Origin of the sequence: Actinomyces respiraculi (genome assembly GCF_014595995.2) — a bacterium.
GTDB classification, from domain to species: domain Bacteria; phylum Actinomycetota; class Actinomycetes; order Actinomycetales; family Actinomycetaceae; genus Actinomyces; species Actinomyces respiraculi.
The window spans coordinates 2,239,638-2,264,793 of the sequence record NZ_CP063989.1; the positions used below are offsets into that span (position 1 = coordinate 2,239,638).

The following is a 25,156-nucleotide window of genomic DNA, read 5'->3' on the forward strand; positions in this document are numbered from 1 at the left end:
TCACGACGATCAACAGCAGCCACCGCCTCATCCAACCCACCAGACGCACCAGGCCCGGCAGGCGCACCATGCGCGGCAGGCGGCACGGGCTCCGCACCCGCCGGGGCCTCACCCCCACCTAACCACTCATCGAACATATGTACAGTATACAACGTGGACGCCACCCACGAAACCCCACAAACACAGCAATTCCAGGCAAACCAGGCCGCCGAGGCCAGCCGGTCCGACCACCAAGCCCCCGATATCGACGACACCAACAACAACCCGACAACCAGCACCCCACTCCCGCAAGAGGACGGCAGCGGGGCCGCCGTCGACACCCAGCCAGACCGCAGCCCCGCCGTCAGCCCGCCCGCCCCACACATGCCGGCCGTACTCCGCGCTAGCACCCCCGCCCACCCCGACGACGACACGGCAGACGGCACCAACACCCGACGACGACACGGCAGACGGCACCAACACCCCACGACGCCACCCCTCCGGCCTCTGGCCGGGCAGACCCTCGGGCAGAAACTGACGGGTCGGCCACGCCCGGAGGCTTGACCGACCCGTCGCTCGGGACTCCCCTGGCTCAGGACGCCTTGGCCAGGGCCTCCTTCCAGGCCATTGCTTTGCCGGTGTGGAGCAGGCCGCGGTCGTAGACGCGTGCGCCCAGGATGATGATGGCAATCGTCGTGGCGATCAGTAGCGCCACGGACACAACCGGCTCCCACCAGGCGACGGAGTCGTCCAGGTACATCCGCACGGGTAGCGCGATGGGCGAGCTGAAGGGGATGTAGCTGAGCACCGTCATGAAGGTCGCATTCGAGCCGCCGCCGACAACCCCGAAGTAGGGCAGCATGATCAGCCAGATCATCGGCTGCAAGACGCTCTGCAGGTCCTCGTTGCGCGAGACCAGGGCCGCGCCCGCGGCGAACATGGAGGCGATCATGACGAAGCCGATGATGAACAGCGGGATGAACCACAGCACCGGCCCCACCAGGTCACCCGCGGGCAGGACCTCGTCATTGATGGCCAAGCCCAGCAGCACGGCCCCCGCAATGAGGAGGATCTGCACCAGCGCCGCCAAAGAGTTGCCCAGGATCTTGCCGGTGAGCAGGGCCGTGGAGCTGATGGAGGCCAGCAGGATCTCGACGATGCGCGTCTCCTTCTCCTCCACCACCGACTGCGCGATGGTCATGCCGAAGCCCAGGGAGGCGCTCATCCACACCAGGGCGAAGCCCAGCGGCAGCAGGTAGCGGATCGCCGGGTTCGGGGCGTCGGGATCGAGCAGCTCCACCGCCGGGGAGACTGACAGCCCCCGAACCAGCGCGCTCGGCGGCTCGCTGAGCGCGAGGATCCTCAGGCCCACGGGGGTGTCCGCCTCGGGCACGACGGCGGCCTCGGCGCTCTCATCCAGGACGGCCTGGCGGGCGGCCTCGGCGTCGTCCACCGCCAGGACCTCCACATCCGGCAGGTGCTGCAGCACGGCAGCCTCACTGGGTGCCGCCGCGACAGTGGTCGACCCGCCGACGATGAGGTCGCCGATCCGCGGGCCCAGCACCACCCCCAGGAGCATGAGCAGCACGGTGATGACGGTGGAGATGATGAAGGCTTTGGACAGGAACCTGGCCGTGATCTCGCGGCGTGCGATGACGGCAACGGTGGTGCGGAAACTGGGTCGGGTGCTCACTTGGTCATCTCCTTGTAGATCTCGTGCAGAGAACGGGTCACGCGGCGGAAGACCGTGACGGAGCCGCGCCCGAGCGCGTCTGCCAGGACCCGGTTGGCGGCGGCGACGTCGGCGGCCCGGAAGCGGGCGTAACCGCCGTCGTACTCGAGCACCTCGACGCCGGCGGCGCGCACCCACCCGGTGTCCGAGCCGGTCTCCATCTCCCACTCATTCGTGGTGGCGGCCTCCAGCAGCTCGGCACGGGTGCCCATGGCCCGGATCTCGCCCTCGCGGATGATGATGAGCCGGTCGCACAGGCGCTCGACGACGTCGAGCTGGTGGGAGGAGAAGAGCACGGGGGCACCGGCGGCGGCGTACTCGCGCAGCACCTGGACGGTGGCGTCCACGGACTCGGGGTCGAGCCCGGAGAAGGGCTCGTCGAGGATGAGGGCTGCGGGCCGGTGGACGAGGGCCGCCGCGATCTGCACGCGCTGCTGGTTGCCCAGGGACAGGGACTCCAGGGTGTCGGTCGGATCACCCTTGAGCTGGAGGCGCTCGAGCAGGTCCAGGGCGTGGCTGCGGGCATCCGCGGCCTCCAGCCCGTGCAGGCGCGCGAGGTAGACGAGCTGGTCGATGACCTTCATCTTGGGGTACAGGCCCCGCTCCTCGGGCATGTAGCCGATGGCGGCGCGCTGATCCGCGGTGATGGGCGCCCCGTCGACGAGCACCTGCCCGCTCTGAGCCGCCAGCACACCCAGGATGATGCGCATGGCGGTGGTCTTGCCTGCGCCATTGCCGCCGACGAAGCCGGTCATCATCCCGGGGTGGACATCGAAGGACACGTCCTTGAGGACGTGCTTGTCACCGTAATACCGGTGAACGTTACGTACGCTGATCATGGCATCAGGCTAGGTGGGGCCCTGCCCCGCCACCTCCCGCAGCAAGGTGAAAACTCCCCTCCCCCGTGCGGGGGATCAGGCCGCAATGCCGTGCGTGAAGGCCCAGATGACGGCGGCCACCCGGTCGCGCAGGCCGAGCTTGGCCAGGATGTTGGACACGTGCGTCTTGACGGTCTCGGTGCTCACGTACAGCTCGGCCGCGATCTCCGCGTTGGTCAGGCCTCGTGCCAGGCACCGCAGAGTCTCAACCTCCCGTTGCGTCAGTTCCGACGGCGTCGGCGCACCCCGGCCCGCACCCGCCCCCTGGGTGCCGGCGTAGCGGGTGAGGACCCGGCGGGTGACCTCGGGCATGAGCAGGGCGTCACCGCGCCCCAGCACCTGCACGGCCTCGATGAGCTTCTCCGCCTCAGCCGTCTTGAGCAGGAAGCCGCTGGCCCCGGCGTCCAGGGTCTCGAAGAGGAAGTCGTCACTGTCGAAGGTGGTGAGGATGAGCACGGCGGCCCGGCAGCTGCGTGCGACGAGCTCACGGGTGGCGGCAATGCCGTCCATGACCGGCATCTGCACGTCCATGCAGATGACGTCAGGCTCCAGCCGCATCGCCTGCTCCAGGGCCTCGGCCCCGTTGGCCGCCTCCCCCACGACCTCCAGGCCCGGCTCGCTCTCCAGAATGGTGCGGAAGCCGGCCCGGATGAGCATCTGGTCGTCCACGAGCAGCACCCGGGTCATGCGGCCGCTCCCATCGGGGTCTGGGATTCTCCCACCGGGATCCGGGCGCGCACGCGGAATCCGCCGCGGGGCTTGGCGCCCGCCTCCAGGGTGCCGCCGACGGCGACGACCCGCTCGCGCATGCCGACCAGGCCCGTGCCGGTGCCGGGTACGGGGCTGGGACCACCGTAGCCGTCGTCGGAGACCTCCAGCTCCACGAGGTCGGGACGCACCCGCAGGCGCACCGCCACACTGGCCCTGGGACCCGCGTGCTTGGCCGCGTTGGTCAGGCCCTCCTGCGCCACCCGGTAGAGGACCAGCCCGATGACGGGACTGACCTGCACCTCGCCGCCGATCTGCTCGAAGGTGGTGCGGGTACCGGCCAGGCGGGACTGCTCCACCAGGTCCGGGATGTCGTCGACGGTGGGCGGTGTCCCCTCCTGGCCGTCGCTGCGCAGGGTGAGCACCAGGGTGCGCAGCTCGGCCACGGCCTGGCGGGCGGCGGACTCGATCTGCTTGAGAGAGTCGACCGCCTGGTGGGGCTCATGCGCCTGGGGGCTGCGCTCCAGCAGACGTCTGGCCGCTGCGGCCTGGACGGACATGGTGGTGACGTGGTGGGCGACGACGTCGTGCAGCTCGCGGGCGATGCGCAGCCGCTCCTGCCCGACGGCGGCGTCCACGAGCTCGGCGCGCAGCTCGCGGATGTCCGCGTAGGCGTGCTCGAGCTCGGCGAGCGCCACGGCCCGCGCCCACTCCCGGTTACCGAAGTACCAGGCCCCGGTGAAGAAGGCGACGTTGATGAATAGCCGATACGCCAAGACCGCCAGGAGCGAGCGGACGGCGAAGGCCTCCGTCGAGCCCACGGCCTCGAAGTACAGCCAGACGCCGACGGCGGCCAGCCACACCCCCATGCCCACGCAGATGATCACGCGCACGCGCGTGGCCCACTCACGCTGCGCGGACCAGGCGCCGATCGAGAAAAAGGACATGAACAGCAGCACCTGAGAGGTGTTGGGTTCGAATCCTGTGAGGTAGCTGAGCACCCCGTAGACCAGTGCGTGGATCAGCCCGACGCTCAGCGGCCACCGCCGACGCCAGATGAGCGGCACCGCCAGCAGCACGCTGCCCAGCACCTGCAGGTGCATCTCCTGCTTGAAGAAACTGGCCCCGCCCGTGAGGGACAGCCAGGACATCAGGGCGCCGAGCAGCGCCAGCCCGGCGGCGGCGATCGCGTCGGTGCGCAGGTGGTTGGCGGGCAGTGGACGGGCGGGGGCAGCAGGGCACTCCGGCCCGTCCAAGGCGTCGGCGTCGCTCGGGGCCCCGGCGTCGCCCACCGGCGGCGTGGTCATCCGCGGCCCGAGTAGTTCGGGGCCTCGACCGTCATCTGCACGTCGTGAGGGTGGGACTCCTTGAGGCCCGCCGCCGTGATGCGCACGAACTGGCCGTTGGTCTTGAGCTCGCCGATGGTGCGGGCGCCGACGTAGAACATCGACTGGTGCAGGCCGCCGACGAGCTGGTAGACGACGTCGGCCAGCGAGCCGGAGAAGGGGACCTGCCCCTCGATGCCCTCGGGCACGATCTTGGAGTCGCTGGACACGTCCGCCTGGAAGTAGCGGTCCTTGGAGTAGGAGCGGCGTCCGCGCGAGCTCATGGCGCCCAGTGACCCCATGCCGCGGTAGCGCTTCCACTGCTTGCCGTTGACGAAGACGAGGTCCCCGGGGGACTCGGTGCAGCCGGCGAGCAGCGAGCCGAGCATCACCGCGTCCGCCCCGGCGACCATGGCCTTGGCGATGTCGCCGGAGTACTGCAGGCCGCCGTCGGCGATGAGGGGCACCCCGGCGGGGGTGCAGGCGCGGGCGGCCTCGTAGACGGCGGTGACCTGGGGGACGCCGACGCCGGCGACGACGCGGGTGGTACAGATCGAGCCCGGGCCGACCCCGACCTTGACGGCGTCGACACCGGCGTCGATGAGCGCTTGGGCGCCCTCGCGGGTGGCGATGTTGCCGCCGATGACCTCGATGCCGACGAAGCCGGAGTCGTTCTTGATCCGGGAGATCATGTCGAGGGCGAGGCGGGCGCCGCCGTTGGCAGTGTCGACGACAAGGACGTCAACACCGGCCTCGGCCAGGGCGCTGGCGCGCTCCCACGTGTCTCCCCAGTAGCCGACGGCGGCGCCGACGACGAGGCGGCCCTCGGCGTCCTTGGTGGCGTTGGGGTACTGCTCGGTCTTGACGAAGTCCTTGACCGTGATGAGGCCGGTGAGGCGGCCCTCGCCGTCGATGAGGGGCAGCTTCTCGATGCGGTGCTCGGCGAGCAGGGCCTTGGCGTCGTCGCGGGAGATGCCGGTCGGGCCGGTGATGAGCCGCTCGCGCGGGGTCATGCAGTCGCGCACGCGCAGCTCGGCCCAGCGCTCGGCGGGCACGAAGCGCAGGTCACGGTTGGTGATGATGCCCAGGAGGTTGCCGCCGTCGTCGACGACGGGCAGACCGGAGACCTTGTAGTGGCCGCACAGCTCGTCGAGCTGGGCGATGGTGGCGTCCGGGGCGATGGTCACGGGGTCGGAGAGCATCCCCGACTCCGAGCGCTTGACCCTGCGCACCTGCTGGGCCTGGTCCTCGATGGACAGGTTGCGGTGGAGGATGCCGATGCCGCCCTGGCGGGCCATGGCGATCGCCATGTCGGATTCGGTGACGGTGTCCATGGCTGCGGAGAGCAGCGGTGTGGACAGGGTGATGTTCTTGGTCAGGTGTGAGGTCGTGTCGACCTCGGAGGGGATGACGTCGGTGAGCCTCGGCAGGAGGAGGACGTCGTCGTAGGTCAGGCCGGTGGGTGCGAAGAGGTCGGAGTTGGTGATTGAGTCGCTCACTCTCCGCATGGTAGGTCGGCGGCGTCGGCGCACGCACCTCGGGGGGCGCGTCATCATGCTCACGCGCGGGTTGGGCGGCGGGCGGGCGCCGTCGGGGCGGCGAGGCGGGGCCACCGCCCCCACATAGGCACACAAGAGGCATATGCCGCTCGCTACCATCATGTGACCAGAGTCCCAACGGAGGATTAAACCAAAAGAATCTCCGGATTTTCATTGTTTATCCTTGGACATCCGCCGCCATCGGAGCATAATGCGACCCAGCCCACGACGCGGGCCGGTTGTCTGACCTCCCACGTCTTACCACGAGACCCTGGAGGAGGTACGGCATGCAGACGCATCAACTCCGTCTCACGCCTGTGAGCTCCGGGTGGGAGTGGCGTTACGAAGGCGCGTGCAGGGGCATGGACTCCTCCGTCTTCTTCCACCCCGAGGGCGAGCGGGGCAGCTCTCGCCGACGCCGCGCCGACGGCGCCAAGGCCGTGTGCGCGACCTGCCCGGTTCTCATCCGCTGCCGCGAGCACGCGCTGGCGGCGCACGAGCCCTACGGGGTGTGGGGCGGGATGACGGAGGAGGAGCGCCGCTCAGTGCTCAGCCGCCGTCCCTACAGCGCCTGAGCGCCCGAGAGCACCGCAGGCAGCAACCGCAACACACGGCACGGGGCCGGTTGGAATAGTCCCAACCGGCCCCGTGCTGTGCCCCTCAACCAGCGAGGGGCGCCCGCGTCACTTGGTGACGACGGCGAGGACGTCGCGAGCGGAGAGGATGAGGTAGTCCTCGCCGGCGTACTTGACCTCGGTGCCGCCGTACTTGGAGTAGATGACGAGGTCACCCTCGGCGACATCGACCGGGATGCGCTTGCCGGAGTCGTCGACGCGGCCCGGGCCCACGGCCACGACCTTGCCCTCCTGCGGCTTCTCCTTGGCGGTGTCCGGGATGACCAGACCGGAGGCAGTGGTCTGCTCGGCCTCGACCGTCTGGACGACGATGCGGTCCTCGAGCGGCTTGATGGAGATCGCCATGGCGTCCTCCCCTTCTCGCTTCTTCAGCGTCCTTCGCGCGCACGGCGCGCGTCGTGTATGTGGTGGTGTGCACGCCCTCAGTGAGGCGGGCCGCCGTCGCGGGGGCCGGTCCGTCAGCGCCGGGAGCGCGGTCCGCGGCACCGGGTCTCGCTGCCGCGTCTGTCGTCGAATCTACGCGCGGCGTTAGCACTCAGTCAACGTGAGTGCCAGGTCGTGGCGCCGGGTTCGCCGACGGCGTTCACTGCCCCTGCGCTTGCCCGTCGCCGCGGTGCTCGCGCGTCCGGGCGAGCGCCGCGTCCGGCTCCGTGCCCGTCTCGCCCGGCTTGGGGCGGGTGAGGTGGCGCACCAGCTGGCCGGCCCCCTCCCCCACGAAGGCGGGGACAAGGGAGAAGACGGCGTAGACGACAACGGCGTCAGGCTGGTCGAGCAGGAAGTCGAAAATGGCGGCCACCGTCGCCGGCAGGGCCAGGGCCGCCACGATCGGGCGCAGCACGCCCCAGCCGTAGCGGAAGGCCTGCACCAGGCAGCACAGGAACGCGGCCAGCGGGGCGGCCTCCAAGAGAGCGGACAGGCCCTTGGAGTCGCCGACCAGATTCCCGAATCCGTCCACCCAGCGCAGCGCGGCGGTGTAGGCGGCAACGGCCAGGACCGCTGCCAGCAGGGCGCGCCAGGAGAGCCGGGCGCTCACGACGCTCCCCAGACGATCAGGCTCGACACGGAGACGATGAGCACGAACAGGGCGGGGATACCCACCCCGAACAGCACGAGCAGCGCCACGGCCTTCGGCGTGAAGGGGCGCGGCTCAACAGGTTGACGCGACGTGACCACGTTCACATTCAACCATGCGGATGTCGCTGAGCGGTGTCCTCAGACGACGGGATAAAGGACGACGTAAACCCCCAAGGACAACGTCATCCTCGTACGACAACCTGTGTGAGTCATCTCGGCGGTCCTGGGGGATTGAGGTTGTCCATCGGTGTGCACGTTGTCCGTCGGCGAGTGCGGGCTGGCCTGTCCCGATGAGTGACGCCGCCGCGGCGCGACAGGCAGGGCGCGCGGAGCGGGGCTGAGCGGGTGGGCTTGGCGGCGAGATCGGCCTCGAGCTCGCCATGAGTGCTTGCCGCGGGGTGGCGGGTCGGGGCTGCACGCTCATGTGACAGGTGTGACTTGGCGGAATTGGACTTTTCCTTGGTATTCCGCGGATTGCGCCCTTCCTGCTACAACGGCCTCTGAGGCTCCCATGTGCAAGGGCCTTACCCATGCACATGGGAGCCGAATCACTCGAGAACGCCGAACTAGAAAACCGCGGAATTCCGTGGATTCCGACGTACGCCGAAAAGAGTGAGCGTGCAGCCCGCCCCTGCGCCTACTCGTCGCGGTGCCCACGCGTCCAGGCGACCGCCTCATCCACCTCCGTGCTCGCCGCGCCCAGCACCGGATCACGCCCGCTGAGCACGTCCCAGCCGGCCTTGAGCGCCGCCGCCCGCTCGCGCACCCACGAGGACAGCCAGGTACCCCGGTTCGCCCGTGCGCGCGTGTCCGCCACCGCCTGGGCGTCGATCCCGGCGTGGCGGCACAGGGCCACCGCCCGGGGCTCGTGGAAGTCCTGCGTGACGACAAGGGCGTGGCTCACCCCGAAGACCTCGCGGGCGCGTACGCAGGTGTCGTGGGTGTCGTAACCGGCCGGGTCGAGGACGATGGCCTGCTCCGGGACCCCGGCGGCCACGAGGTAGTCGCGCATGACGGCGGGCTCATCGTGCGCCGCCTGGCGCCCGTCGCCGGAGACGAGGAGGGCGCCCACGCGTCCCGACAGGTAGAGGTCGGCGGCAACGTCGAGGCGGTAGGCGAGCCACGGCGAGGGCCTGCCCGACTCGTACACCCGGGCGCCCAGGACGATGGCGACGGGTGCGCTCGGGTCGTCGTCGCCGTGCACGCCCACGTGCCCGGCACTGGCCGCCCAGACCCACGCGTTAGGCACGAGGACGACGAGGAGGGCCACGGCCAGCACCGCCCGGAGGCTCGGGCGCAGCCGCCACGGTCGGGCGAGCCGCCACCCGTCCACGCCGACGCCGCCGGTCGTCGCACCGGCCTCGCGCGACGCGGCGCCCCCGGTGCCCGCGTGGTTCTCGGCACCCACGTCCCCCACGCCGTCCCCTGCGCTGTCCGCAGCCACGACCGGCCCTCCTCATCTCACCCGGCCCATCCTGCTCGGCCGGTTGACCGTCACCCTATCGCCGGGCGCCGTCCTTGAGCCGGACGCCCTCCATGAGCCGGGCGGCGCCAGGCCCCCACCGCACCTCGGCCGTGGGAGGATCACCGGGTGAACGACACGTCCCCGGCCGCCGCCCTCGCCCCGCTCCTGACCCCGCAGGGCTGGGACCTGCTGGGCAGCCTGCCCCCCTACGACGAGTCGCAGGCCCTGAGCCTGAGCGAGTCCCTACGCGCCGCCGGCCACGACCCGGCTCTCGTCGCCGCCGCCCTCACCCAGCAGCGCCTGCGCTCGCGCGCGGCCGCGAAGTTCGGCGACTTCGCCCAGCAGATGCTCTTCACGCCCGACGGCCTGGAGCAGGCGACCCGCCTGGCGGTCTCCGCCCACCACGCCGCCCGTTACGCCGCCGCGGGCGTGCACCGGGTCGCCGACCTCGGCTGCGGGATCGGTGGCGACGCCCTCGCCCTGGCGGGCCTGGGCCTGGACGTCCTGGCCGTCGAGAGGGACGAGCCGACGGCGGCCCTGGCGACCGTCAACCTCATGCCCTTCGAGGACGCTCGGGTCCTGTGCGCCGACGCCCTGTCGGTGGACCTGGAGGCCGAGGGCGTCGACGCCGTCTTCGCCGACCCGGCCCGGCGGGCAGGCGGGCGACGGCTGACGGACCCCGAGCAGTGGTCGCCGCGGCTGAGCGAGGTCCTCGCGCTGCTGGGGCGCGTCGACGCCGTGGGAGTCAAGGTGGCACCCGGCATCGACCACGCGCTCCTGCCCTCGGATGCCCACGTCCAGTGGGTGAGCGTGGACGGGGAGGTCGTCGAGGCCGGCATCTGGTGCGGGCCTCTGGCCCCGGAGGGGCCGGGCCGCTCGGCCCTGGTTCTGTCCACGGGCGCCGACGGCGAGCCACGGGCCCGGCGTCTGACCGACCCGGCCTGCACGGACCCCTCCGCAGCCCCGGAGCAGCTCGAGCCCGTGTCCTCCACCGCGCAGATCGGTGAGCTCCTCCTGGAGCCCGATGGCGCCGCGATCCGTGCCGGGCTGGTCGCCGAGCTGGCGCGCCGCACGGCCTCGCGCCCCGTGGGCACGCGCATCGCCTACCTGACCGGCGACACGCTACCGGAGGCGTCGCTCGCCCCCTTCCTGCGCTGCTGGCGCGTGCGCGAGGTGCTGCCGCTCAATCTCAAGGCCCTGCGGGCGCGGGTGCGCGAGCGCGGCATCGGCCGCCTGGAGATCCACAAGCGGGGTCTGCCCGTGTCCCCCGACGCCCTGCGCGCCTCCCTGCGCCTCAAGGGCGACGGGGCGGAGACCTGGGTGGCGACCCGGGTGGGTGTGCGCGACGAGCACGACCGGGGAGCCGTGCTCGTCGTCGAGCCCGTACCCGCTGAGCGCTGAGCCCGCAGGCCGGCCGGGCCGATGCCGTGCCCGGCCGACCCGCGTCAGCGGGCGACGACGGTGTCCAGGGGCATGGCGGAGTCCGGGGCGAAGTCGAGCGGGCTCGGCTCGACGCCGGCACGCACCGCGGCGGCCCCGAGCGCCGCGATCTGGGCCCCGTTGTCCGTGCAGTAGCGCAGCGGCGGCACGCGCAGCGTGAGACCGGCCGCCTCGCAGCGCTGCGCCGCCAGGGAGCGCAGACGGGAGTTGGCGGAGAAGCCGCCCCCGATGACGAGGGCGTCGACGCCCTCGTCGAGGCAGGCCTGGACGGCCTTGGCGGTCAGCGAGTCATTGACCGCCTCGGAGAAGCCGGCGCACACGTCCGCCTGCGGCACCTCAAGCCCCTGGTCCTCCAGGGACTCGACGTAGCGGGCGACCGCCGTCTTGAGCCCGGAGAAGGAGAAGTCGTAGCGGTGGCGCTCCTTGTCCTTGCCGGCGGCCAGCCCGCGCGGGAAGCGGATCGCCGTGCGATCGCCCTCCTGGGAGAGACGGTCGACGTGCGGGCCGCCCGGGTAGGGCAGGCCGAGGAGGCGCCCGACCTTGTCGAAGGCCTCGCCCGCGGCGTCGTCGAGGGTCCCGCCGAGCTCGACGACGTCGGTGGCGATGTCGCGCACGGCGAGAATGCTGGAGTGCCCGCCGGAGACGATGAGGCCGACGAAGCGCTCGGGCAGGGGCCCGTCGACGAGCTCGTCGACGGCGAGGTGCCCGATGACGTGGTTGACGCCGTACAGGGGTGTGCCGGTGGCCGCTGCCAGGGCCTTGGCGGCGCTGATGCCGACGGTGAGGGAGCCGATGAGGCCGGGGCCGGCGCACACGGCGACGGCGTCCACCTCGGACAGGTCGACGTCGGCCCGCTCGAGGGCGGCGTCGAGGGTGGGTAGGAAGGACTGCAGGTGGGCGCGGGAGGCGATCTCGGGGATGATGCCGCCGAAGCGGGCGTACTCGTCCATGGAGGTGGCGACGACGTCGCCCAGCAGCTCGCGCCCGCGCACGAGGGCCACGCCCGTCTCGTCGCAGGTGGACTCGATTCCCAGGATCAGCGGTTCGCTCACGCGCTTCAGCCTAGCGGCTGCCCGGAGGCGGGACGCCGGCACGTCCGAGCCCGTCCATCTCGTCCCTCGGCCCTCCATCTCGTCCCTCGGCCCTCCATCTCGTTCGTTCACGCAACGAGATCAACGTGTGCGGAACGAGATCGACGTGCGAGGGACGAGAGCAAGACCTGGGCAACGAGATCGACGCCGGTACTCGTCGAGTCCTCCGGGCGCCGCGACCAGACACGCCCATCCTGGCGCGCGCTCGAGACCCCTCGGCGGGCGCACGGCGCGCCTCCACCCTCCAACTCCTCGGTCTGCTCTCGAAAGTACGGTGTTGTGCCGTTGTGATGTCTCAGGGCATCGGTGACGCCTCGGGTGTTTGTGGGGGTGATACTTCTGGTTGGTGTCAGGGGTGGTTCGTCCAGGTGCCCGCCCACCGGGCCCGTGGCAGTCGTCGGCCTGGAGACCCTCGTGCTCCTACCAGCTCGTCGGCCGGCAGGCGCGAATGGGCTCGGGCCGCCGCTCGCGCGCCGCTGGTGTCCACACGGCGGACATGAGCCGCGGATGCCGTCGACGCCTCCGGGGAGAGTCGCGGAATCACGCCGTTTCCTCCCGGCGGGTCGAGCGCCCAGGCCGGTCATGTCCGCGTCGTGGACACTCCTGGCGCCAGGGCGCGGTCCCCTCGGGCCCTGCTCCCGTCGTCGCGCAGGTGCGGACGGGCTCGGGCCGCCGCTCGCGCACGCCGCCCGTGACCACACTGCACACACGGGCGTCAGCTCCCGACGACACCCACGGGACATGGCCCGACGTCATCGTCACCAGACCCAGGGCCTGGACAGCGCACGCCAAGCCCGTCCATCTCGTTCGTCGGCCTTCCATCTCGTTCGTTCACGGAACGAGGTCAACGTGTGCGGAACGAGATCGACGTGCGAGGGACGAGATCAAGACCTGGGCAACGAGATCGACGCCGGTCGTCGTCGGGTCCTCCGGGCGCCGCGACCAGACGCGCCCATCCTGGCGCGTGCTCGTGGCCCCTCGGCGGGCGCACGGCGCGCCTCCACCCTCCAACTCCTCGGTCTGCTCTCGAAAGTACGGCACAACACCGTATGTTCGAGAGCAAACAGAGGAGTTCGCCGGGGTCGCTGAGGGGCATATCCCACGCCCTGTTCGGGCCACACGACCCCGCTCAGACCCCCACCTACCGGCCCGCACGCGCTCTTGCGTCCGCGGATCGGTCTCGCGGGCACGCGCACGCCCCCGGCGCCTATGGAGGGGCGCGGGGGCGTGCGGGTCAGCTGAGGCGAGGGCTCAGTGGGCGCGGGCGTCGGCCCACAGGGCGTGGCCGAGGTCGCGGTTGAGTCGTGTGATGACCTCCAGCGGGACGGACTTGGGGCAGACGGCGGCGCACTCACCAATGTTGGTGCAGCCACCGAAGCCCTCGGCGTCGTGCTGGTTGAGCATGCTCACGACACGGGGCAGACGCTCCGGCTGGCCCTGCGGGAGCAGGCCCAGGTGGGAGATCTTCGCGCCGGTGAAGAGCATCGCGGAGGCGTTGGGGCAGGCCGCGACGCAGGCACCGCAGCCGATGCAGGCCGCAGCCTCGAAGGCGGCGTCAGCCTTCTCCTTCTTGACCGGGACGGCGTGCGCGTCCGGGGCGGCACCGGTGTTGACCGAGATGTAGCCACCGGCCTGGACGATGCGGTCCAGGGCGGAGCGGTCCACGATGAGGTCCTTGAGGACCGGGAAGCCGGTCGAGCGCCAGGGCTCGATGGTGATGGTGTCGCCGTCCTTGAAGGAGGGGTCCTCGGCGAGGTGTCGCATGTGCAGCTGGCAGGTCGTCGAGCGGATCGGGCCGTGGGCCTGACCGTTGATGACGACGCCGCACTGGCCGCAGATGCCCTCACGGCAGTCCGAGTCGAAGGCGACGGGTTCCTCACCGGCCTGGAAGAGCTGCTCGTTGAGCAGATCCAGGACCTCGAGGAACGACATGTGCTCCTCGATGCCCGACATCGAGTACTCCTCGAAGCGGCCCGCGGTGTTCTGGTTCTTCTGGCGCCAGATCTTGAGCTTGATGTTCACTTGTAACTCCGCTGCTTGAGCTCGATGTCGTTGTAGAGGAGGGCCTCCTTGTGGAGGACCGGGGGCTGGTCGTCCCCGCCGAACTCCCAGGCCGCGACGTAGAGGAACTCGTCGTCGTGACGCAGAGCCTCACCCTCGGGGGTCTGGGACTCGGCCCGGAAGTGACCGCCGCAGGACTCACGACGGTGCAGGGCGTCGATGCACATGAGCTCGGCGAGCTCGAAGAAGTCGAGCAGGCGGCCCGCCTTCTCCAGGGACTGGTTGAGCTCCATCGCCTCGCCCGTGACCCGGGCGTCGCGCCAGAACTCGGCCTTGAGCTCGCGAATCTGCGTGATCGCCTCGCGCAGGCCCTCGTCGCGGCGCTCCATGCCGCAGTACTCCCACATGATGCGGCCAAGCGCCATGTGGAAGTCGTCCACGGAACGGGTGCCCTTGAGCGCCATGAGCCGCTCGATACGCTCCTTGACCGCGGCCTCAGCCTCGGCAATCTCAGGGGCGTTGGGGTCCACCTTGCCCTCGCGCAGCATGTCGGCGAGGTAGTCGTTGAGCGTGTTCGGCAGGACGAAGTAGCCGTCGGCCAGGCCCTGCATGAGGGCGGAGGCGCCCAGGCGGTTGGCGCCGTGGTCGGAGAAGTTCGCCTCGCCGCCCACGAACAGGCCCGGAATGTTGGACTCAAGGTCGTAGTCGACCCACAGGCCGCCCATCGTGTAGTGCACGGCGGGGTAGATACGCATCGGGACCTCGTAGGGGTCGTCACCGGTGATGCGCTGGTACATCTCGAAGAGGTTGCCGTAGCGGGCGGAGACCGCAGCCTTGCCCAAACGGCCGATGGCCTCGGAGAAGTCGAGGTAGACGCCGCGGCGCATCATGCGCTCGTTGCCGGCGGCGTCGCGCTCGCGAATCGCCGGGCCGACGCCGCGCCCCTCGTCGCACATGTTCTTCGCCTGGCGGGACGCGATGTCACGGGGGACGAGGTTTCCGAAGGCCGGGTAGATGCGCTCGAGGTAGTAGTCGCGGTCCTCCTCGGCGATCGTGCGCGGGTCCTTGTCGCAGTCCTCGGCCTTCTTGGGCACCCAGATGCGCCCATCGTTGCGCAGGGACTCACTCATGAGGGTGAGCTTGGACTGGAAGTCGCCGGACTGGGGGATGCAGGTCGGGTGGATCTGCGTATAGCAGGGGTTGGCGAAGTACGCACCCTTGCGGTGCGCGCGCCAGACGGCGGTGGCGTTGCAGCCCATGGCATTGGTCGACAGGAAGAAGACATTGCCGTAACCACCGGTGCACAGGACGACGGCGTCGGCCAGGTGGGTCTCGATCTCGCCGGTGACCATGTCGCGGGCGATGATGCCCTTGGCCTTGCCACCCACAAGGATGAGCTCGACCATCTCGTGGCGGCGGAACTCCTTGACCGTCCCGGCGTGCACCTGGCGCTCGAGGGCCTGGTAGGCGCCGATGAGCAGCTGCTGGCCGGTCTGGCCGCGGGCGTAGAAGGTGCGCGAGACCTGCACGCCACCGAAGGAGCGGTTGTCGAGCAGGCCGCCGTACTCGCGGGCGAAGGGCACGCCCTGGGCGACGCACTGGTCGATGATGTTCGCGCTGACCTCGGCCAGGCGGTAGACGTTGTCCTCACGGGCGCGGTAGTCGCCGCCCTTGACCGTGTCGTAGAAGAGCCGGTAGGTGGAGTCGCCGTCGTTGCGGTAGTTCTTCGCGGCGTTGATACCGCCCTGGGCGGCGATGGAGTGCGCCCGGCGGGCGGAGTCCTGGTAGAAGAAGACCTTGACGTTGTAGCCCTGCTCGCCCAGGGAGGCGGCAGCGGCGCCGCCGGCCAGGCCGGAGCCGACGACGATGACGTCGAGCTTGCGGCGGTTGGCGGGATTGACGAGCTTGGCCTCGAACTTGCGCTGCTCCCAGCGCTGCGCGATCGGGACGTCGTGGGGGGCCTTGGTGTCGGCGATCGCGTCGCCCTGGCGGTAGAGGCCCTCGATGAGCTCAGCAGTCATGGGTGTAGTCACTCAACTCTCGTATCAGTGGGCAGCAACGCCGCAGTGCTCGGCGAACTCGGAGGCCGCGGAACCGATGGCCTCGCAGAACTGGGGGTAGTACTCGGTGTCGCTCATCGGCAGGTCCGTCCAGCCGAAGAGGATGGCCGTGGGCGGGGCCATGAAGCCGATGAGGAGCACGAGGGCCACCAGCGTCGCGATGATGCGGATGTAGGGGACGATCCTCGTGCGGGTCAGGCCGAGGGTCTGCAGGGCGGACCACACGCCGTGCCAGGCGTGCAGGGCCAGGGCGCAGACGGCGATGAGGTAGATGAGGTACACCCACCACAGTTGGAAGCCGTAGTACATGTTCTGGAAGGCGCGCCCGTGGACGTACTCGCCGCCGGGGGTCAGCGAGAGCGTCGTGAACTGCAGGATGTGCCAGACGAGGAAGAGGAGGAGGATGACGCCGCCCCAGCGCATGGTGCGCATGGCGTAGCGGGAGGCGTAGTACTCGGCGTTGGCCTTCTTGACCGCGTACTTGTCGTTGCCGCGAGCCTTGCGGTTGCGGTACCACAAGTGGAAAGCGGAGCCGGCGTGCGCCAGGAGCAGCGCCACCAGCACCAGGCGCATGATCCACAGGAACCCGCCGTAGGGCAGCAGCGGCTGGAGCAGCTGACGCAGCCAGACGGCGTAGTGGTCGTAGGCGATCTCACCCTCAAAGTAGTGGGTGTTGCCGTACATGTGGAAGATGACGAAGAGGAGGAAGACGATGCCGGACCACGCCATGAGTCGCTTCATGAACACGGTGGTCGTGAAGGCGGTGCGCCTCTTCTTGGGGGAAATAGTCTTTTGGGCCACGTCCATAGCGTAGCGACGGGCAGGACGCCCTTGGTCCTATGACTGGGCGGCGACGTGCACCCTCCGCGTCCGCGGCGTCATGGCGCGGAAAGACCTGGGCCGCCGCGGCGCCCGCCCTTGTCGGCGGACAGGGCCGTCGGGCCCGGGGATGGCGACTTTTGGTGACACATTCGTCAGGCAAATGACATCGGCCACCGATTGGGGTGGGACGCGGCTGCGTCGGCGGCCGCCCGGCTCACCGTCCCGACGGCGACGGCGACGTCGGCCATCCCCAGCCCGAGCGACACCGGCCGCCCAGCTCAGCTCCCGGCGACGGCCTCGGCGCCCACGGGCCCCGGCCCCCGAGGCGGCCCCAGCCGCAGGCGCATGACCAGGGCGTCCTCCTCCGGCCCCGTGTAGTAGCGCCTCCTGACGCCCAGCACCTCGAAGCCGTGGCGCGCGTAAAGGGCCTGAGCACCCGTGTTGGAGGCACGCACCTCCAGCAGCACGTGCTCGCAGCCCTGTCCGCGCGCCCGGGCGAGCAGGTGCTCGAGCATGAGGGCGGCCACGCCGCGCCTGCGAGCCGCCGGAACGGTGGCGATGGTGAGCAGGTCGGCGTCGCCGCGTCCGTCGCCGTACCACAGGCCCGCGTAGCCGACGAGCCCCGCACCGCCGGGCTCGCGTGCGGCGTGGTCGCCGTCGGCCCCGTCGGCGGTCCCGGCCCCGTCAGCGGTCCCGGACCCGTCAGCGGTCCCGGACCCGTCGGCAGGGGCCTGAGCCTCGAGCTCGTGTGTCCCGCCGTCGGCCGTCTCGACGACGACGTAGGCACGGTCCGCCCCGGGTCCGTCGGTGGCTGCGAGCTCGTCGGCCAGCAGCGCGGCGCTCCACGCCTCAGCGCCGAAGAGCTCTGCTTCCAGGGCCGCGACGAGCGGCAGGTCCGCCTCGGTCATGGGCCGCAGACGCAGCGCGCCATCGGCCCCCTCGACAGCCGGACCCACCGGCCCCACCGGATCCACCGAGCTCAACGGGCGCGCTTGCGGGCGACAGGGACCTGGGCGTCGGCGTGGCGCAGGTACAGCGGCTCGGTGTCCAGCGGCCCCTGCCCTGCGGCCAGCCGGGCCAGCGCGACGCGCACCTGCGCGGTGGCGTCGCCGGAAGAGGGCACAAGGACCGGCCTGTCGGCGACAACGGCCGGGTAGAGGCGCGCCCCCGAGCCGGCGACGGCGTCGGCGTCCGTGGTAGGCAGGTCGGCGGGAGAGCGGACCTCAATGTCGCTCAGGCGCTCGACGTCGTCGGGACCCTGCGCGCGATAGAGGGCGGTGTAGACCTCCTGGCGACGCGCGTCAGTGAGCACGCGCACGGTGCTCCCCTCCCCCAACTCGTCGAGGGCGGCGCGGGCGACGGCGTCGAGACTGGGCACGCCGTGGACGGGCACGTCGCGCACGCGCGCGACGGTGCGGGCGGAGACGAGGCCCGCGCGCAGCCCGGTGAAGGGGGCCGGGCCCGTAGCCGCGACGACGGCGTCCAGTCGGTGTGCGACGACCTTAGGGTCCTCGAGGGCGGAGGCGAGCATGGGGCCCAAGGACTCGGCGTGGCGGCGCGAGTCCGGCTGGGAGGGGTGGGCGAGGACCGTCAGAGCGGCACGTCCGTCGTCGAAAGAGACGTCGCAGACGAGGAGCTCGGTGCCGAGGGAGGAGTCGATGGACAGGATGCGCACGGGGACAGCCTAGGTGCACGCGCCCGGCGGGCGGTCACTGCGGGTCGTGGAGGAGTACCGGCCGCACCCGCCGCACCGGCACCTCGTCCGCGCAGCCGGGCGCGACGTCACCGTGCTGGACGGGCGTGCAGGCAAGCGTCCGGACCGTGGCCTCAGGCCAGGGCGGTCAGGTCGGTGAGGACAGTGAGATCAACATCTGCCCAGCGCGGCCCGAGGGCGGTCACGGTGACGCTGCGGCGGCCGTCGTCGATCTCCTCCAGGTCCGCGAGCGCCGCCTCCCCCTCCCCGCCGCCCGCGACGGTGCCCGCGCCGGTACCCGTGAGCGCGCCATGGAGGCGCTCGACCCGGATCTCGAGACGGCTCTCACTCAGCGCCTCAACCTTGTCCTCACCCCACTCGACGAGCGTGACGGACTCCGCCAGGGAGGTGTCCAGGTCGAGGGCATCCACCTCCTCCAGGCTCGACAGCCGGTAGGCGTCGACGTGGACGAGGTCTGGCCCCTGCCCCAGGGCGGGGTGGACCCGGGCGATGATGAAGGTCGGGGAGGACACGCGCCCGCGCACGTCCATGGCGGAGCCGATGCCCTGGGCGAGGGTCGTCTTGCCCGCGCCGAGCGCGCCGGAGAGCATCACGAGGTCTCCGGCCCGCAGGAGCGCAGCGAGGCGGACGCCCAGCGCGCGGGTGGCGTCGGCGTCGGCCGTCTCGACGACAACCGTGCGGCCGACAGCGTGGTCGCGGTTCGCGACGTGATCCTGGCTCACTGCTCCTCCTGGCTCGTGGTGACGCGGGGCACGTGGGGGCCCAGGCGAGTGACGATCTCGTAGCCGATGGTGCCGCACACGGCGGCCCAGTCGTCGGCGGTGGGGACGGTACCGGTGGCGTCCGGCGCCCCCCAGAGCACGGCGGTGTCCCCCGCGCGGGCGGGGCAGGGCAGGGGGCGGCCGTCGTCGTCGACGGCGGGTCCGAGGTCGATGACGAATTGGTCCATGCAGACCTTGCCCACAATGGTGGTGCGCAGGGTGCCGACGGCGACCGGCCCGGCTCCGGCAGCGTGGCGGGGGACGCCGTCGGCGTAGCCGAGCGGGACGAGCCCAAGCCACCGTTCCGTGGGGGCGGCCCAGGTCCCTCCGTAGGACACAGCGGTGCCGGCGGGGACCCGCTTGGTGAGCGTCAGGGGCGCCTCCAGGCGCATGACGGGGGTCAGACCCAGCTCCGCGGAGGTGGCGACGGCGGGGTCCGGGGACAGGCCGTACAGGCCGATGCCGGCGCGCACAAGGTCGAGGCGCGTGTCCGGGTGCCACAGCAGGCCGCCGGTGGCAGCGAGGTGGCGCAGCCGGGGGGTGAGGCCGGCGCCGGTCACCACGGCCTCCGCGCGGGCGAAGCGCGCCAGGTGCTCCTCGGTGGAGCCGGAGTCGGGCTCGTCGGCCCGTGAGAGGTGGGACCACAGTCCGACGACGTCGAGCACTCCGGTTCTCTCGGCAGCGCGGGCGGCCTCCGCGAGCGCGGGCAGGTCCTCGGCGACGGCTCCGGCGCGCGACATTCCGGTGTCGGCCTTGAGGTGGAGGCGGCCGGGGACGCCGCCGACGGCCACGTGGGCGGCGCAGGCGGCGACGACGGCCTCGAGCTGGTCGAGGGTGGAGGCGGACATGTCGAGGTCGGCCTCAAGGGCGCGGCGCAGCGGGGAGCCGGGGGCGGCGGCGGCCTGCGGGGTGAGGACGGGGGCGAGCCAGCTCAGGAGGCGAGGTGCCCGGGGGGTGGGGACGGCGTCGGGGCCGGGCTCGGGGCGGGCGATGCCCGCCTGGTCGAGCAGGTCGCGCAGGTGCAGGGCCTCGGCGAGCTGGGCGACGCCGAGCCAGGTGGCGCCGGCGGCCAGGCAGGTCAGGCTCACCGGTGCGATGCCGTGACCGTAGGCGTCGGCCTTGACGACCGCCATCCAGGGCGTCCCTGCAACCTCGGCCAGGACGCGCGCGTTGTGGGCGAGGGCGTCGAGGTCGATGACGGCGCGGGAGGTGGTGGCGGGTTGCTTCACGGTCGGGATTCTTCCACCAGTGAGAGCAGGTGCTCCACGGCGGCGGGCACGGCGCCGGCGAGGTCGAGGGCGGTGATGGGCCGTCCGACGGCGGGGGCGGGTCGGGTGGGCGCGGAATCCAGCCCGCCGATGGCGGGGCCGGGCCAGCGGACGGCGGAGTTGGGCAGTCCGGCGCCGGAGGCGATCGCGCCGGCGAGGGCGTGGACGCGCACGGCCAGCGCGGCACAGACGGCGACGTCGGGCTCGGCGAGCACGCCCGCGCCGCCGGCCTGGGAGGCGGCACCGACGGACGGGGAGCTCGCGCCAACCGCGTGAGTCCCGGCCCCGGTGTCGACGGACGGGGCATCCGCGCCGCCCGCATGACTACCGACCCCGGCGTGCCCGGCCCGCCCACCACGCCCGGCCTCAGTGCCGACCCACTCAGCACTCGCCTGCTCGGCGGCCAGGAGCGTGCCGAGGACGCCGGCCAGGACATCCCCGCTCCCAGCGGTGGCGAGCCAGCCGGGACCGGAGTCGAGCGTGGCGGTGTCTCCCGAGGGGGTGGCGACAATGGTGGGGGTGCCCTTGAGCAGCACGCAGGCCCCCGTGCGGTGGGCCAGCTCGCGGGCGAGAGCGGGAGCCGTGACGGGGTCCTCGGCCTCGGGGCGCCTCGTCGGTCGTCCGAGGGCCGTCAGGAGGGAGGCCGCCTCCCCCGCGTGCGGGGTGAGGACGGCGGTGGGGGCCAGGCGGCGCCCCTCGGCCAGCAGGGCGGGCAGGAGGGGCAGGGCCCCGGCGTCAATGACAGCGGGCAGCGGGGCGCCCTCGGAGGCATCCTCCGGCCCAAGGCCGGGAGCATCGCCGAGGCCGATGCCGGACGTACCTCCGGGGGCACCATGGGAGACAGCGCCACGAACACTGTCGGAGACACCGGCGGCGTCGCCACCGGGGGCACCATCGCGGGCGACGCGTGGTGGCGTCATCGGCATGAGGGTGCGCAGGACGCGGCTCAGGCCGGTGGCGCGGGCCTCATCGTCGGGGTCGGTGCCGGGACCGATGACGAGGGCCTGGTGTCGGCCGGGCACCGGGACCGTCTCGGGACGCTGGGCGAGCACGAGGTCCTCGACGCGGCGCGGGGCGGCGAGGCGAACCATGCCGGCGCCGGTCCGGCAGGCGGCCGTACAGGTCAGGACGGCGGCACCGGGGTAGGTCTCGGAGCCGGCCCAGACCTCGACGACGCCGCGCGTGTACTTGTGGTCCCGGTCCCCGGGCACGTGCAGACGCCCGGCGAGCGCGGTGTCCGTGAGCCCGGCGGCCCACCCAACTCCGGCCTCGCCCGTGCCCCCGGCGGCGGTCCCGACTGCGGCCCCACAGCAGCCCCCGGCGGCATCCCCGCCGCCGGCCTCGATGGTAGGCGGGCCCGGCAGGACGGCGATGGGCGCGGTCCCCGGGACCGGCAGCCCGAGGTCGACGACGTCGATACGCCCACACAGGTCCCGGGAGGGGGCCAGCACATGGGCGCCGCGCAGGCAGGTGAAGGTGACGGTGCGGTCGGCGGCGAGGACCGGGCCCGCGACGGTGCCGTCGTCCGCCCCGGTGCCGCTGGGCAGGTCCACCGCTAGGACACGGAAGGACCGCTCCCCCGGTGCGCCGACCCCGACGAGCGGGGCGATGAGGGCAGCCGCCCGCGGACGCAGCGGGCCGCGGGCGCCGATGCCGGTCAAGCCGTCGAGGACGAGGTCCGCGCCGCCCGCGTCAGGGTCGAGGAGAACCCCCGCGCGCTCGGCCTCGGCAAGCGCGGCGGCGTGGGGGTGGTCCGTGGCGAGCAGGGCAAAGACCTCACAGCCTCGGCGTGCCAGGAGCGCGCCGGCCAGCAGGGCGTCGCCGCCGTTGTGCCCGCCGCCGACCAGGAGCAGGACGCGCGAGCCCACGACCGCACCGCGGTCGGTGCGCAGTTCCTCGGCGGCGGCCTGGGCCAGGGCCTGGGCGGCGGCGTGCATGTAGGCGTCGGTGCCGCGGGTCAGTGGAGCCTCCGCGGCGGTGATATCGGCGGCCGCGTAGGCGTTGAGCGCGTCAAGAGTCCTGCTCATACCCTCATTTTCGCGCACCTGGTGGGGGCGGGATGAGTGACACGACGCGCCCGCGTCTGCGGCACACTGGTGGCATGTTGATCGCGGTGGGCACCGACCTCGTCGACGTCGCCCGGCTGGCGGAGAGCCTCGCGCGCTGCCCCGCCCTCGCCCGACGCCTGCTGACGCCGCGCGAGCGCGAGGCGACCCGCACCGACTCGCTCGCAGCCCGGGTGGCCGCGAAGGAGGCGGTGCTCAAAGCCCTCGGCTCGGCCCTTCAGGAGACGGGCCGCGAGACCCCCGCCGGGTGGAGGATGACCGACATCGAGGTCGTCTCCTCCCCGGGCACACCGCCCCGCCTCGTGCTCTCGGGGGTCGCCGAGCACACGGCCCGGTCGCTGGGTATCGCCCGCTGGCACCTCTCGCTCAGCCACGACGCCGGTCTCGCCCTGGCCTTCGTCGTCGCCGAGGGGACCTGAGGCCCAGCCGGATCGCCGCGGGAGTCGCCGCCACGCCACAGAACTCACCCGTGCTGAGGGGCTTGCACGCTCACGGTTTTCAACATCTGTCGAAAACGGCGGAATTCTGCGGTTTTTGAGAGCGGCCTTCTCGAGTACTTCGGCTCCCATGTGCATGGGCAACCTCCATGCACATGGGAGCTCAGGCCACCACCCCAAACCCCAGTGCAACCGTTAACAACTGTCACATGAGCGTGCAAGCCCCACCCGGGCGCCGCGCCATCGTCACTCGACGGTGACGGACTTGGCGAGATTGCGCGGCTGGTCGATGTCCAGGCCCTTGGCCCGGGCGAGCGCGGCCGCGAAGACCTGCAGCGGCACCACCGTCAGCAGCGGCCACATGAGTGTCGGGGTCCGGGGCACACGGATGACGTCGTCGGCGAAGGGCTCGACCGTGAGGTCGCCCTCCTCGGCGATAACGATCGTGCGAGCCCCGCGCGCACGGACCTCCTGGATGTTGCTCACCACCTTGTCGTGCAGGAGGGGCCTGCGCGGGGTGGGCACGATGACGAAGACGGGCAGGCCCTCCTCGACCAGGGCGATCGGCCCGTGCTTGAGCTCGCCGGCGGCGAAGCCCTCGGCGTGCACGTAGGCGAGCTCCTTGAGCTTGAGCGCACCCTCCAGCGCCACCGGGTAGCCGACATGCCGGCCCAGGAACAGGAAGGAGGTCTTGTCCGCCAGCTCAGCGCCGAGAGCGCGCACCCGCTCCTCCTGGCCGTCGAGCAGGTCCTGGATCTTCGCGGGCATCTGGGCGAGGTGGGCGAGGTAGTCGGCGACCTCGTCGGGCCACTTATTGCCGCGCAGCTGGGCGAGGTAGAGGCCGAGCAGGTAGCAGGCGGTGATCTGGGCGAGGAAGGCCTTGGTCGAAGCCACCGCGACCTCGGGGCCCGCGTGGGTGTAGAGCACGGCGTCGGCCTCACGGGCGAGGGTCGAGCCGTAGGTGTTGACGATGGCCAGCACCTTGGAGCCCTGCTCGCGGGCGTGGCGCACGGCCTGGATCGTGTCCATCGTCTCGCCGGACTGGGAGATGGCGACCGTGAGGGTCTTCTCGCTCACCACCGGGTCGCGGTAGCGGAACTCGTGGGCGAGCTCGACCTCGACGGGAACGCGGCACCAGTGCTCGATGGCGTACTTGGCGACGTGCCCGGCGTAGGCGGCGGTGCCGCAGGCGATGACGATGATCTTGTCGACGCTGCGCAGGACGGCGGGGTCGATGCGCATCTCGTCGAGCTGGATCTCGCCGCGCTCGTCCACCCGTCCGCGCAGGGTGTCGGCGACGGCGACGGGCTGCTCGTGAATCTCCTTGTCCATGAAGGTCTCGTAGCCGCCCTTGACCGCCGCCGAGGCGTCCCAGGTGACCTCCCAGGTGCGCGGCTCGACGACCGTGCCTTCGGCGTCCCACACGGTGACCTCGCCACCGCGCAGCAGCACGACCTGGTCGTCGTCGACCTCCGCGGCGCGTCGGGTCGCCGAGACGAAGGCGGCGACGTCGGAGCCGAGGAAGGACTCGCCGTCGCCCAGGCCGATGACCAGCGGGCTGGAGCGGCGGGCGGCGACGATGGTGCCGGGGGCGAGGTCGGTGACGGCCAGCAGGGCGAAGGAGCCCTCCAGGCGGGCGGCGACGGCGCGCATGGACTCAACAAGGACGACGGCGGGGTCCGCCCCCGCGCCGGCGGCCTCCAGGCGCCGGGCGTAGTCGAGGTCCAGGACGTGGGCGGCGACCTCGGTGTCGGTGGAGGACAGCAGGGTGCGCCCGGCCGCCTCGACCTCGGCGCGCAGGGGGCGGAAGTTCTCGATGATGCCGTTGTGGACGACGGCGAGGCGCCCGGCCCGGTGGGGGTGGGCGTTGACGGTCGAGGGGCCGCCGTGGGTGGCCCAGCGGGTGTGGCCGATGCCCGCCGTGGCGGGGGCGGGAGGGGCGGCGTCGAGCTCGGCGCGCAGGTGCTCGAGCTTGCCGGCGGCCTTGGTGACGGATACGCCGTCGGCGGTGACCAGGGCGACCCCGGCGGAGTCGTAGCCGCGGTACTCCAGGCGGCTCAGGCCGTCCAGCAGGACGGTGAGTGAACGGTCGGACGCTGTCAGGGGGCCGGTGTGACCAACGATTCCGCACATGAGTGCTCAGCGAAGCACTCCCCCGTGCT

General features: G+C 71.7%; 22 protein-coding genes. 3 read left to right on the plus strand and 19 right to left on the minus strand.

Annotation, left to right across the window (positions count from 1 at the left end; translation table 11 throughout):
- Window positions 1-571: 571 nt before the first annotated feature.
- From ID810_RS09280 to guaB, 5 genes are all read right to left on the minus strand, one after another.
- A complete protein-coding gene (locus ID810_RS09280) occupies window positions 572-1,672 on the minus strand; it encodes an ABC transporter permease (RefSeq protein WP_166855977.1) in 1,101 nt (366 codons plus the stop codon).
- A complete protein-coding gene (locus ID810_RS09285) occupies window positions 1,669-2,550 on the minus strand; it encodes an ABC transporter ATP-binding protein (protein ID WP_166855979.1) in 882 nt (293 codons plus the stop codon). Before ID810_RS09285 ends, ID810_RS09280 begins: the two co-directional genes overlap by 4 nt.
- A gap of 75 nt (window positions 2,551-2,625) precedes the next feature.
- Window positions 2,626-3,276 (minus strand): response regulator, encoded by a 651-nt coding sequence (locus ID810_RS09290; RefSeq protein WP_166855981.1) that lies wholly within the window; start codon window positions 3,274-3,276, stop codon window positions 2,626-2,628.
- Complete coding sequence (locus ID810_RS09295) at window positions 3,273-4,604, minus strand: sensor histidine kinase (protein WP_166855983.1); 1,332 nt, start codon at window positions 4,602-4,604, stop codon at window positions 3,273-3,275. Before ID810_RS09295 ends, ID810_RS09290 begins: the two co-directional genes overlap by 4 nt.
- Window positions 4,601-6,130 (minus strand): IMP dehydrogenase, encoded by a 1,530-nt coding sequence (gene guaB, locus ID810_RS09300; protein ID WP_188232588.1) that lies wholly within the window; start codon window positions 6,128-6,130, stop codon window positions 4,601-4,603. The genes ID810_RS09295 and guaB overlap by 4 nt, the downstream gene beginning before the upstream one ends.
- 317 nt (window positions 6,131-6,447) lie before the next feature.
- On the opposite strand from guaB, the gene ID810_RS09305 reads away from it, so the two are divergent.
- The gene (locus tag ID810_RS09305; RefSeq protein ID WP_166855987.1) at window positions 6,448-6,735 is read left to right on the plus strand and encodes a WhiB family transcriptional regulator; all 288 of its coding nucleotides are present in this window, start codon (window positions 6,448-6,450) and stop codon (window positions 6,733-6,735) included.
- Between the two features lie 108 nt (window positions 6,736-6,843).
- On the opposite strand, the gene groES is transcribed toward ID810_RS09305, so the two are convergent.
- From groES to ID810_RS09325, 4 genes are all read right to left on the minus strand, one after another.
- Complete coding sequence (gene groES / locus ID810_RS09310) at window positions 6,844-7,140, minus strand: co-chaperone GroES (RefSeq protein WP_166855989.1); 297 nt, start codon at window positions 7,138-7,140, stop codon at window positions 6,844-6,846.
- Between the two features lie 238 nt (window positions 7,141-7,378).
- A complete protein-coding gene (locus ID810_RS09315; RefSeq protein WP_166855991.1) occupies window positions 7,379-7,828 on the minus strand; it encodes a hypothetical protein in 450 nt (149 codons plus the stop codon).
- Window positions 7,825-7,974 carry a hypothetical protein gene (locus ID810_RS09320; protein ID WP_195858782.1) on the minus strand — a complete coding sequence of 50 codons (150 nt, stop codon included), beginning with the start codon at window positions 7,972-7,974 and terminating at the stop codon, window positions 7,825-7,827. The genes ID810_RS09315 and ID810_RS09320 overlap by 4 nt, the downstream gene beginning before the upstream one ends.
- A gap of 532 nt (window positions 7,975-8,506) precedes the next feature.
- Window positions 8,507-9,313, minus strand: a complete 807-nt coding sequence (locus tag ID810_RS09325) for a SanA/YdcF family protein (protein WP_235931462.1) — start codon at window positions 9,311-9,313, stop codon at window positions 8,507-8,509.
- A 147-nt stretch (window positions 9,314-9,460) separates the two neighbouring features.
- On the opposite strand from ID810_RS09325, the gene ID810_RS09330 reads away from it, so the two are divergent.
- A complete protein-coding gene (locus tag ID810_RS09330; RefSeq protein WP_166855994.1) occupies window positions 9,461-10,735 on the plus strand; it encodes a class I SAM-dependent methyltransferase in 1,275 nt (424 codons plus the stop codon).
- Between the two features lie 44 nt (window positions 10,736-10,779).
- Here ID810_RS09330 and tsaD read toward each other — a convergent pair whose 3' ends face one another.
- From tsaD to ID810_RS12505, 9 genes are all read right to left on the minus strand, one after another.
- Window positions 10,780-11,826, minus strand: coding sequence for a tRNA (adenosine(37)-N6)-threonylcarbamoyltransferase complex transferase subunit TsaD (gene tsaD, locus ID810_RS09335; RefSeq protein WP_166855996.1), 1,047 nt, complete (start codon window positions 11,824-11,826; stop codon window positions 10,780-10,782).
- 1,290 nt (window positions 11,827-13,116) lie between these two features.
- Window positions 13,117-13,887 carry a succinate dehydrogenase/fumarate reductase iron-sulfur subunit gene (locus tag ID810_RS09340; protein ID WP_166855998.1) on the minus strand — a complete coding sequence of 257 codons (771 nt, stop codon included), beginning with the start codon at window positions 13,885-13,887 and terminating at the stop codon, window positions 13,117-13,119.
- Window positions 13,884-15,887: a fumarate reductase/succinate dehydrogenase flavoprotein subunit gene (locus tag ID810_RS09345; RefSeq protein WP_166856000.1), complete on the minus strand. Its 2,004-nt coding sequence runs from the start codon at window positions 15,885-15,887 to the stop codon at window positions 13,884-13,886. Before ID810_RS09345 ends, ID810_RS09340 begins: the two co-directional genes overlap by 4 nt.
- A 24-nt stretch (window positions 15,888-15,911) precedes the next feature.
- Window positions 15,912-16,667, minus strand: coding sequence for a succinate dehydrogenase cytochrome b subunit (locus tag ID810_RS09350; protein WP_166856168.1), 756 nt, complete (start codon window positions 16,665-16,667; stop codon window positions 15,912-15,914).
- Window positions 16,668-17,026: 359 nt separating this feature from the next.
- Complete coding sequence (gene rimI / locus ID810_RS09355) at window positions 17,027-17,656, minus strand: ribosomal protein S18-alanine N-acetyltransferase (RefSeq protein ID WP_166856002.1); 630 nt, start codon at window positions 17,654-17,656, stop codon at window positions 17,027-17,029.
- A 71-nt stretch (window positions 17,657-17,727) separates the two neighbouring features.
- Window positions 17,728-18,423, minus strand: coding sequence for a tRNA (adenosine(37)-N6)-threonylcarbamoyltransferase complex dimerization subunit type 1 TsaB (gene tsaB / locus ID810_RS09360; protein WP_166856004.1), 696 nt, complete (start codon window positions 18,421-18,423; stop codon window positions 17,728-17,730).
- Window positions 18,424-18,575: 152 nt separating this feature from the next.
- Window positions 18,576-19,184, minus strand: coding sequence for a tRNA (adenosine(37)-N6)-threonylcarbamoyltransferase complex ATPase subunit type 1 TsaE (gene tsaE, locus ID810_RS09365; protein WP_166856006.1), 609 nt, complete (start codon window positions 19,182-19,184; stop codon window positions 18,576-18,578).
- Window positions 19,181-20,452: an alanine racemase gene (alr, locus tag ID810_RS09370; RefSeq protein ID WP_243856572.1), complete on the minus strand. Its 1,272-nt coding sequence runs from the start codon at window positions 20,450-20,452 to the stop codon at window positions 19,181-19,183. Before alr ends, tsaE begins: the two co-directional genes overlap by 4 nt.
- A complete protein-coding gene (locus ID810_RS12505; protein ID WP_166856008.1) occupies window positions 20,449-22,518 on the minus strand; it encodes a bifunctional ADP-dependent NAD(P)H-hydrate dehydratase/NAD(P)H-hydrate epimerase in 2,070 nt (689 codons plus the stop codon). The genes alr and ID810_RS12505 overlap by 4 nt, the downstream gene beginning before the upstream one ends.
- A 74-nt stretch (window positions 22,519-22,592) precedes the next feature.
- On the opposite strand from ID810_RS12505, the gene ID810_RS09380 reads away from it, so the two are divergent.
- Window positions 22,593-22,976 (plus strand): holo-ACP synthase, encoded by a 384-nt coding sequence (locus ID810_RS09380; RefSeq protein WP_166856010.1) that lies wholly within the window; start codon window positions 22,593-22,595, stop codon window positions 22,974-22,976.
- Window positions 22,977-23,240: 264 nt separating this feature from the next.
- Here the strand turns inward: ID810_RS09380 and glmS are convergent, their stop codons facing one another.
- Window positions 23,241-25,127, minus strand: a complete 1,887-nt coding sequence (gene glmS, locus ID810_RS09385) for a glutamine--fructose-6-phosphate transaminase (isomerizing) (protein ID WP_166856012.1) — start codon at window positions 25,125-25,127, stop codon at window positions 23,241-23,243.
- Between the last annotated feature and the right edge of the window lie 29 nt (window positions 25,128-25,156).

Excerpts from the sequence above, each read along its gene's own strand:
- ID810_RS09285 (WP_166855979.1), bottom strand. The coding sequence starts at position 2,550 with ATGATCAGCGTACGTAACGTTCACCGGTATTACGGTGACAAGCACGTC.
- ID810_RS09290 (WP_166855981.1), bottom strand. The coding sequence starts at position 3,276 with ATGACCCGGGTGCTGCTCGTGGACGACCAGATGCTCATCCGGGCCGGC.
- ID810_RS09295 (WP_166855983.1), bottom strand. The coding sequence starts at position 4,604 with ATGACCACGCCGCCGGTGGGCGACGCCGGGGCCCCGAGCGACGCCGAC.
- guaB (WP_188232588.1), bottom strand. The coding sequence starts at position 6,130 with ATGCGGAGAGTGAGCGACTCAATCACCAACTCCGACCTCTTCGCACCC.
- ID810_RS09305 (WP_166855987.1), top strand. The coding sequence starts at position 6,448 with ATGCAGACGCATCAACTCCGTCTCACGCCTGTGAGCTCCGGGTGGGAG.
- groES (WP_166855989.1), bottom strand. The coding sequence starts at position 7,140 with ATGGCGATCTCCATCAAGCCGCTCGAGGACCGCATCGTCGTCCAGACG.
- ID810_RS09345 (WP_166856000.1), bottom strand. The coding sequence starts at position 15,887 with ATGACTGCTGAGCTCATCGAGGGCCTCTACCGCCAGGGCGACGCGATC.
- ID810_RS09350 (WP_166856168.1), bottom strand. The coding sequence starts at position 16,667 with ATGAAGCGACTCATGGCGTGGTCCGGCATCGTCTTCCTCCTCTTCGTC.
- rimI (WP_166856002.1), bottom strand. The coding sequence starts at position 17,656 with ATGACCGAGGCGGACCTGCCGCTCGTCGCGGCCCTGGAAGCAGAGCTC.
- ID810_RS12505 (WP_166856008.1), bottom strand. The coding sequence starts at position 22,518 with ATGAGCAGGACTCTTGACGCGCTCAACGCCTACGCGGCCGCCGATATC.
- ID810_RS09380 (WP_166856010.1), top strand. The coding sequence starts at position 22,593 with ATGTTGATCGCGGTGGGCACCGACCTCGTCGACGTCGCCCGGCTGGCG.
- glmS (WP_166856012.1), bottom strand. The coding sequence starts at position 25,127 with ATGTGCGGAATCGTTGGTCACACCGGCCCCCTGACAGCGTCCGACCGT.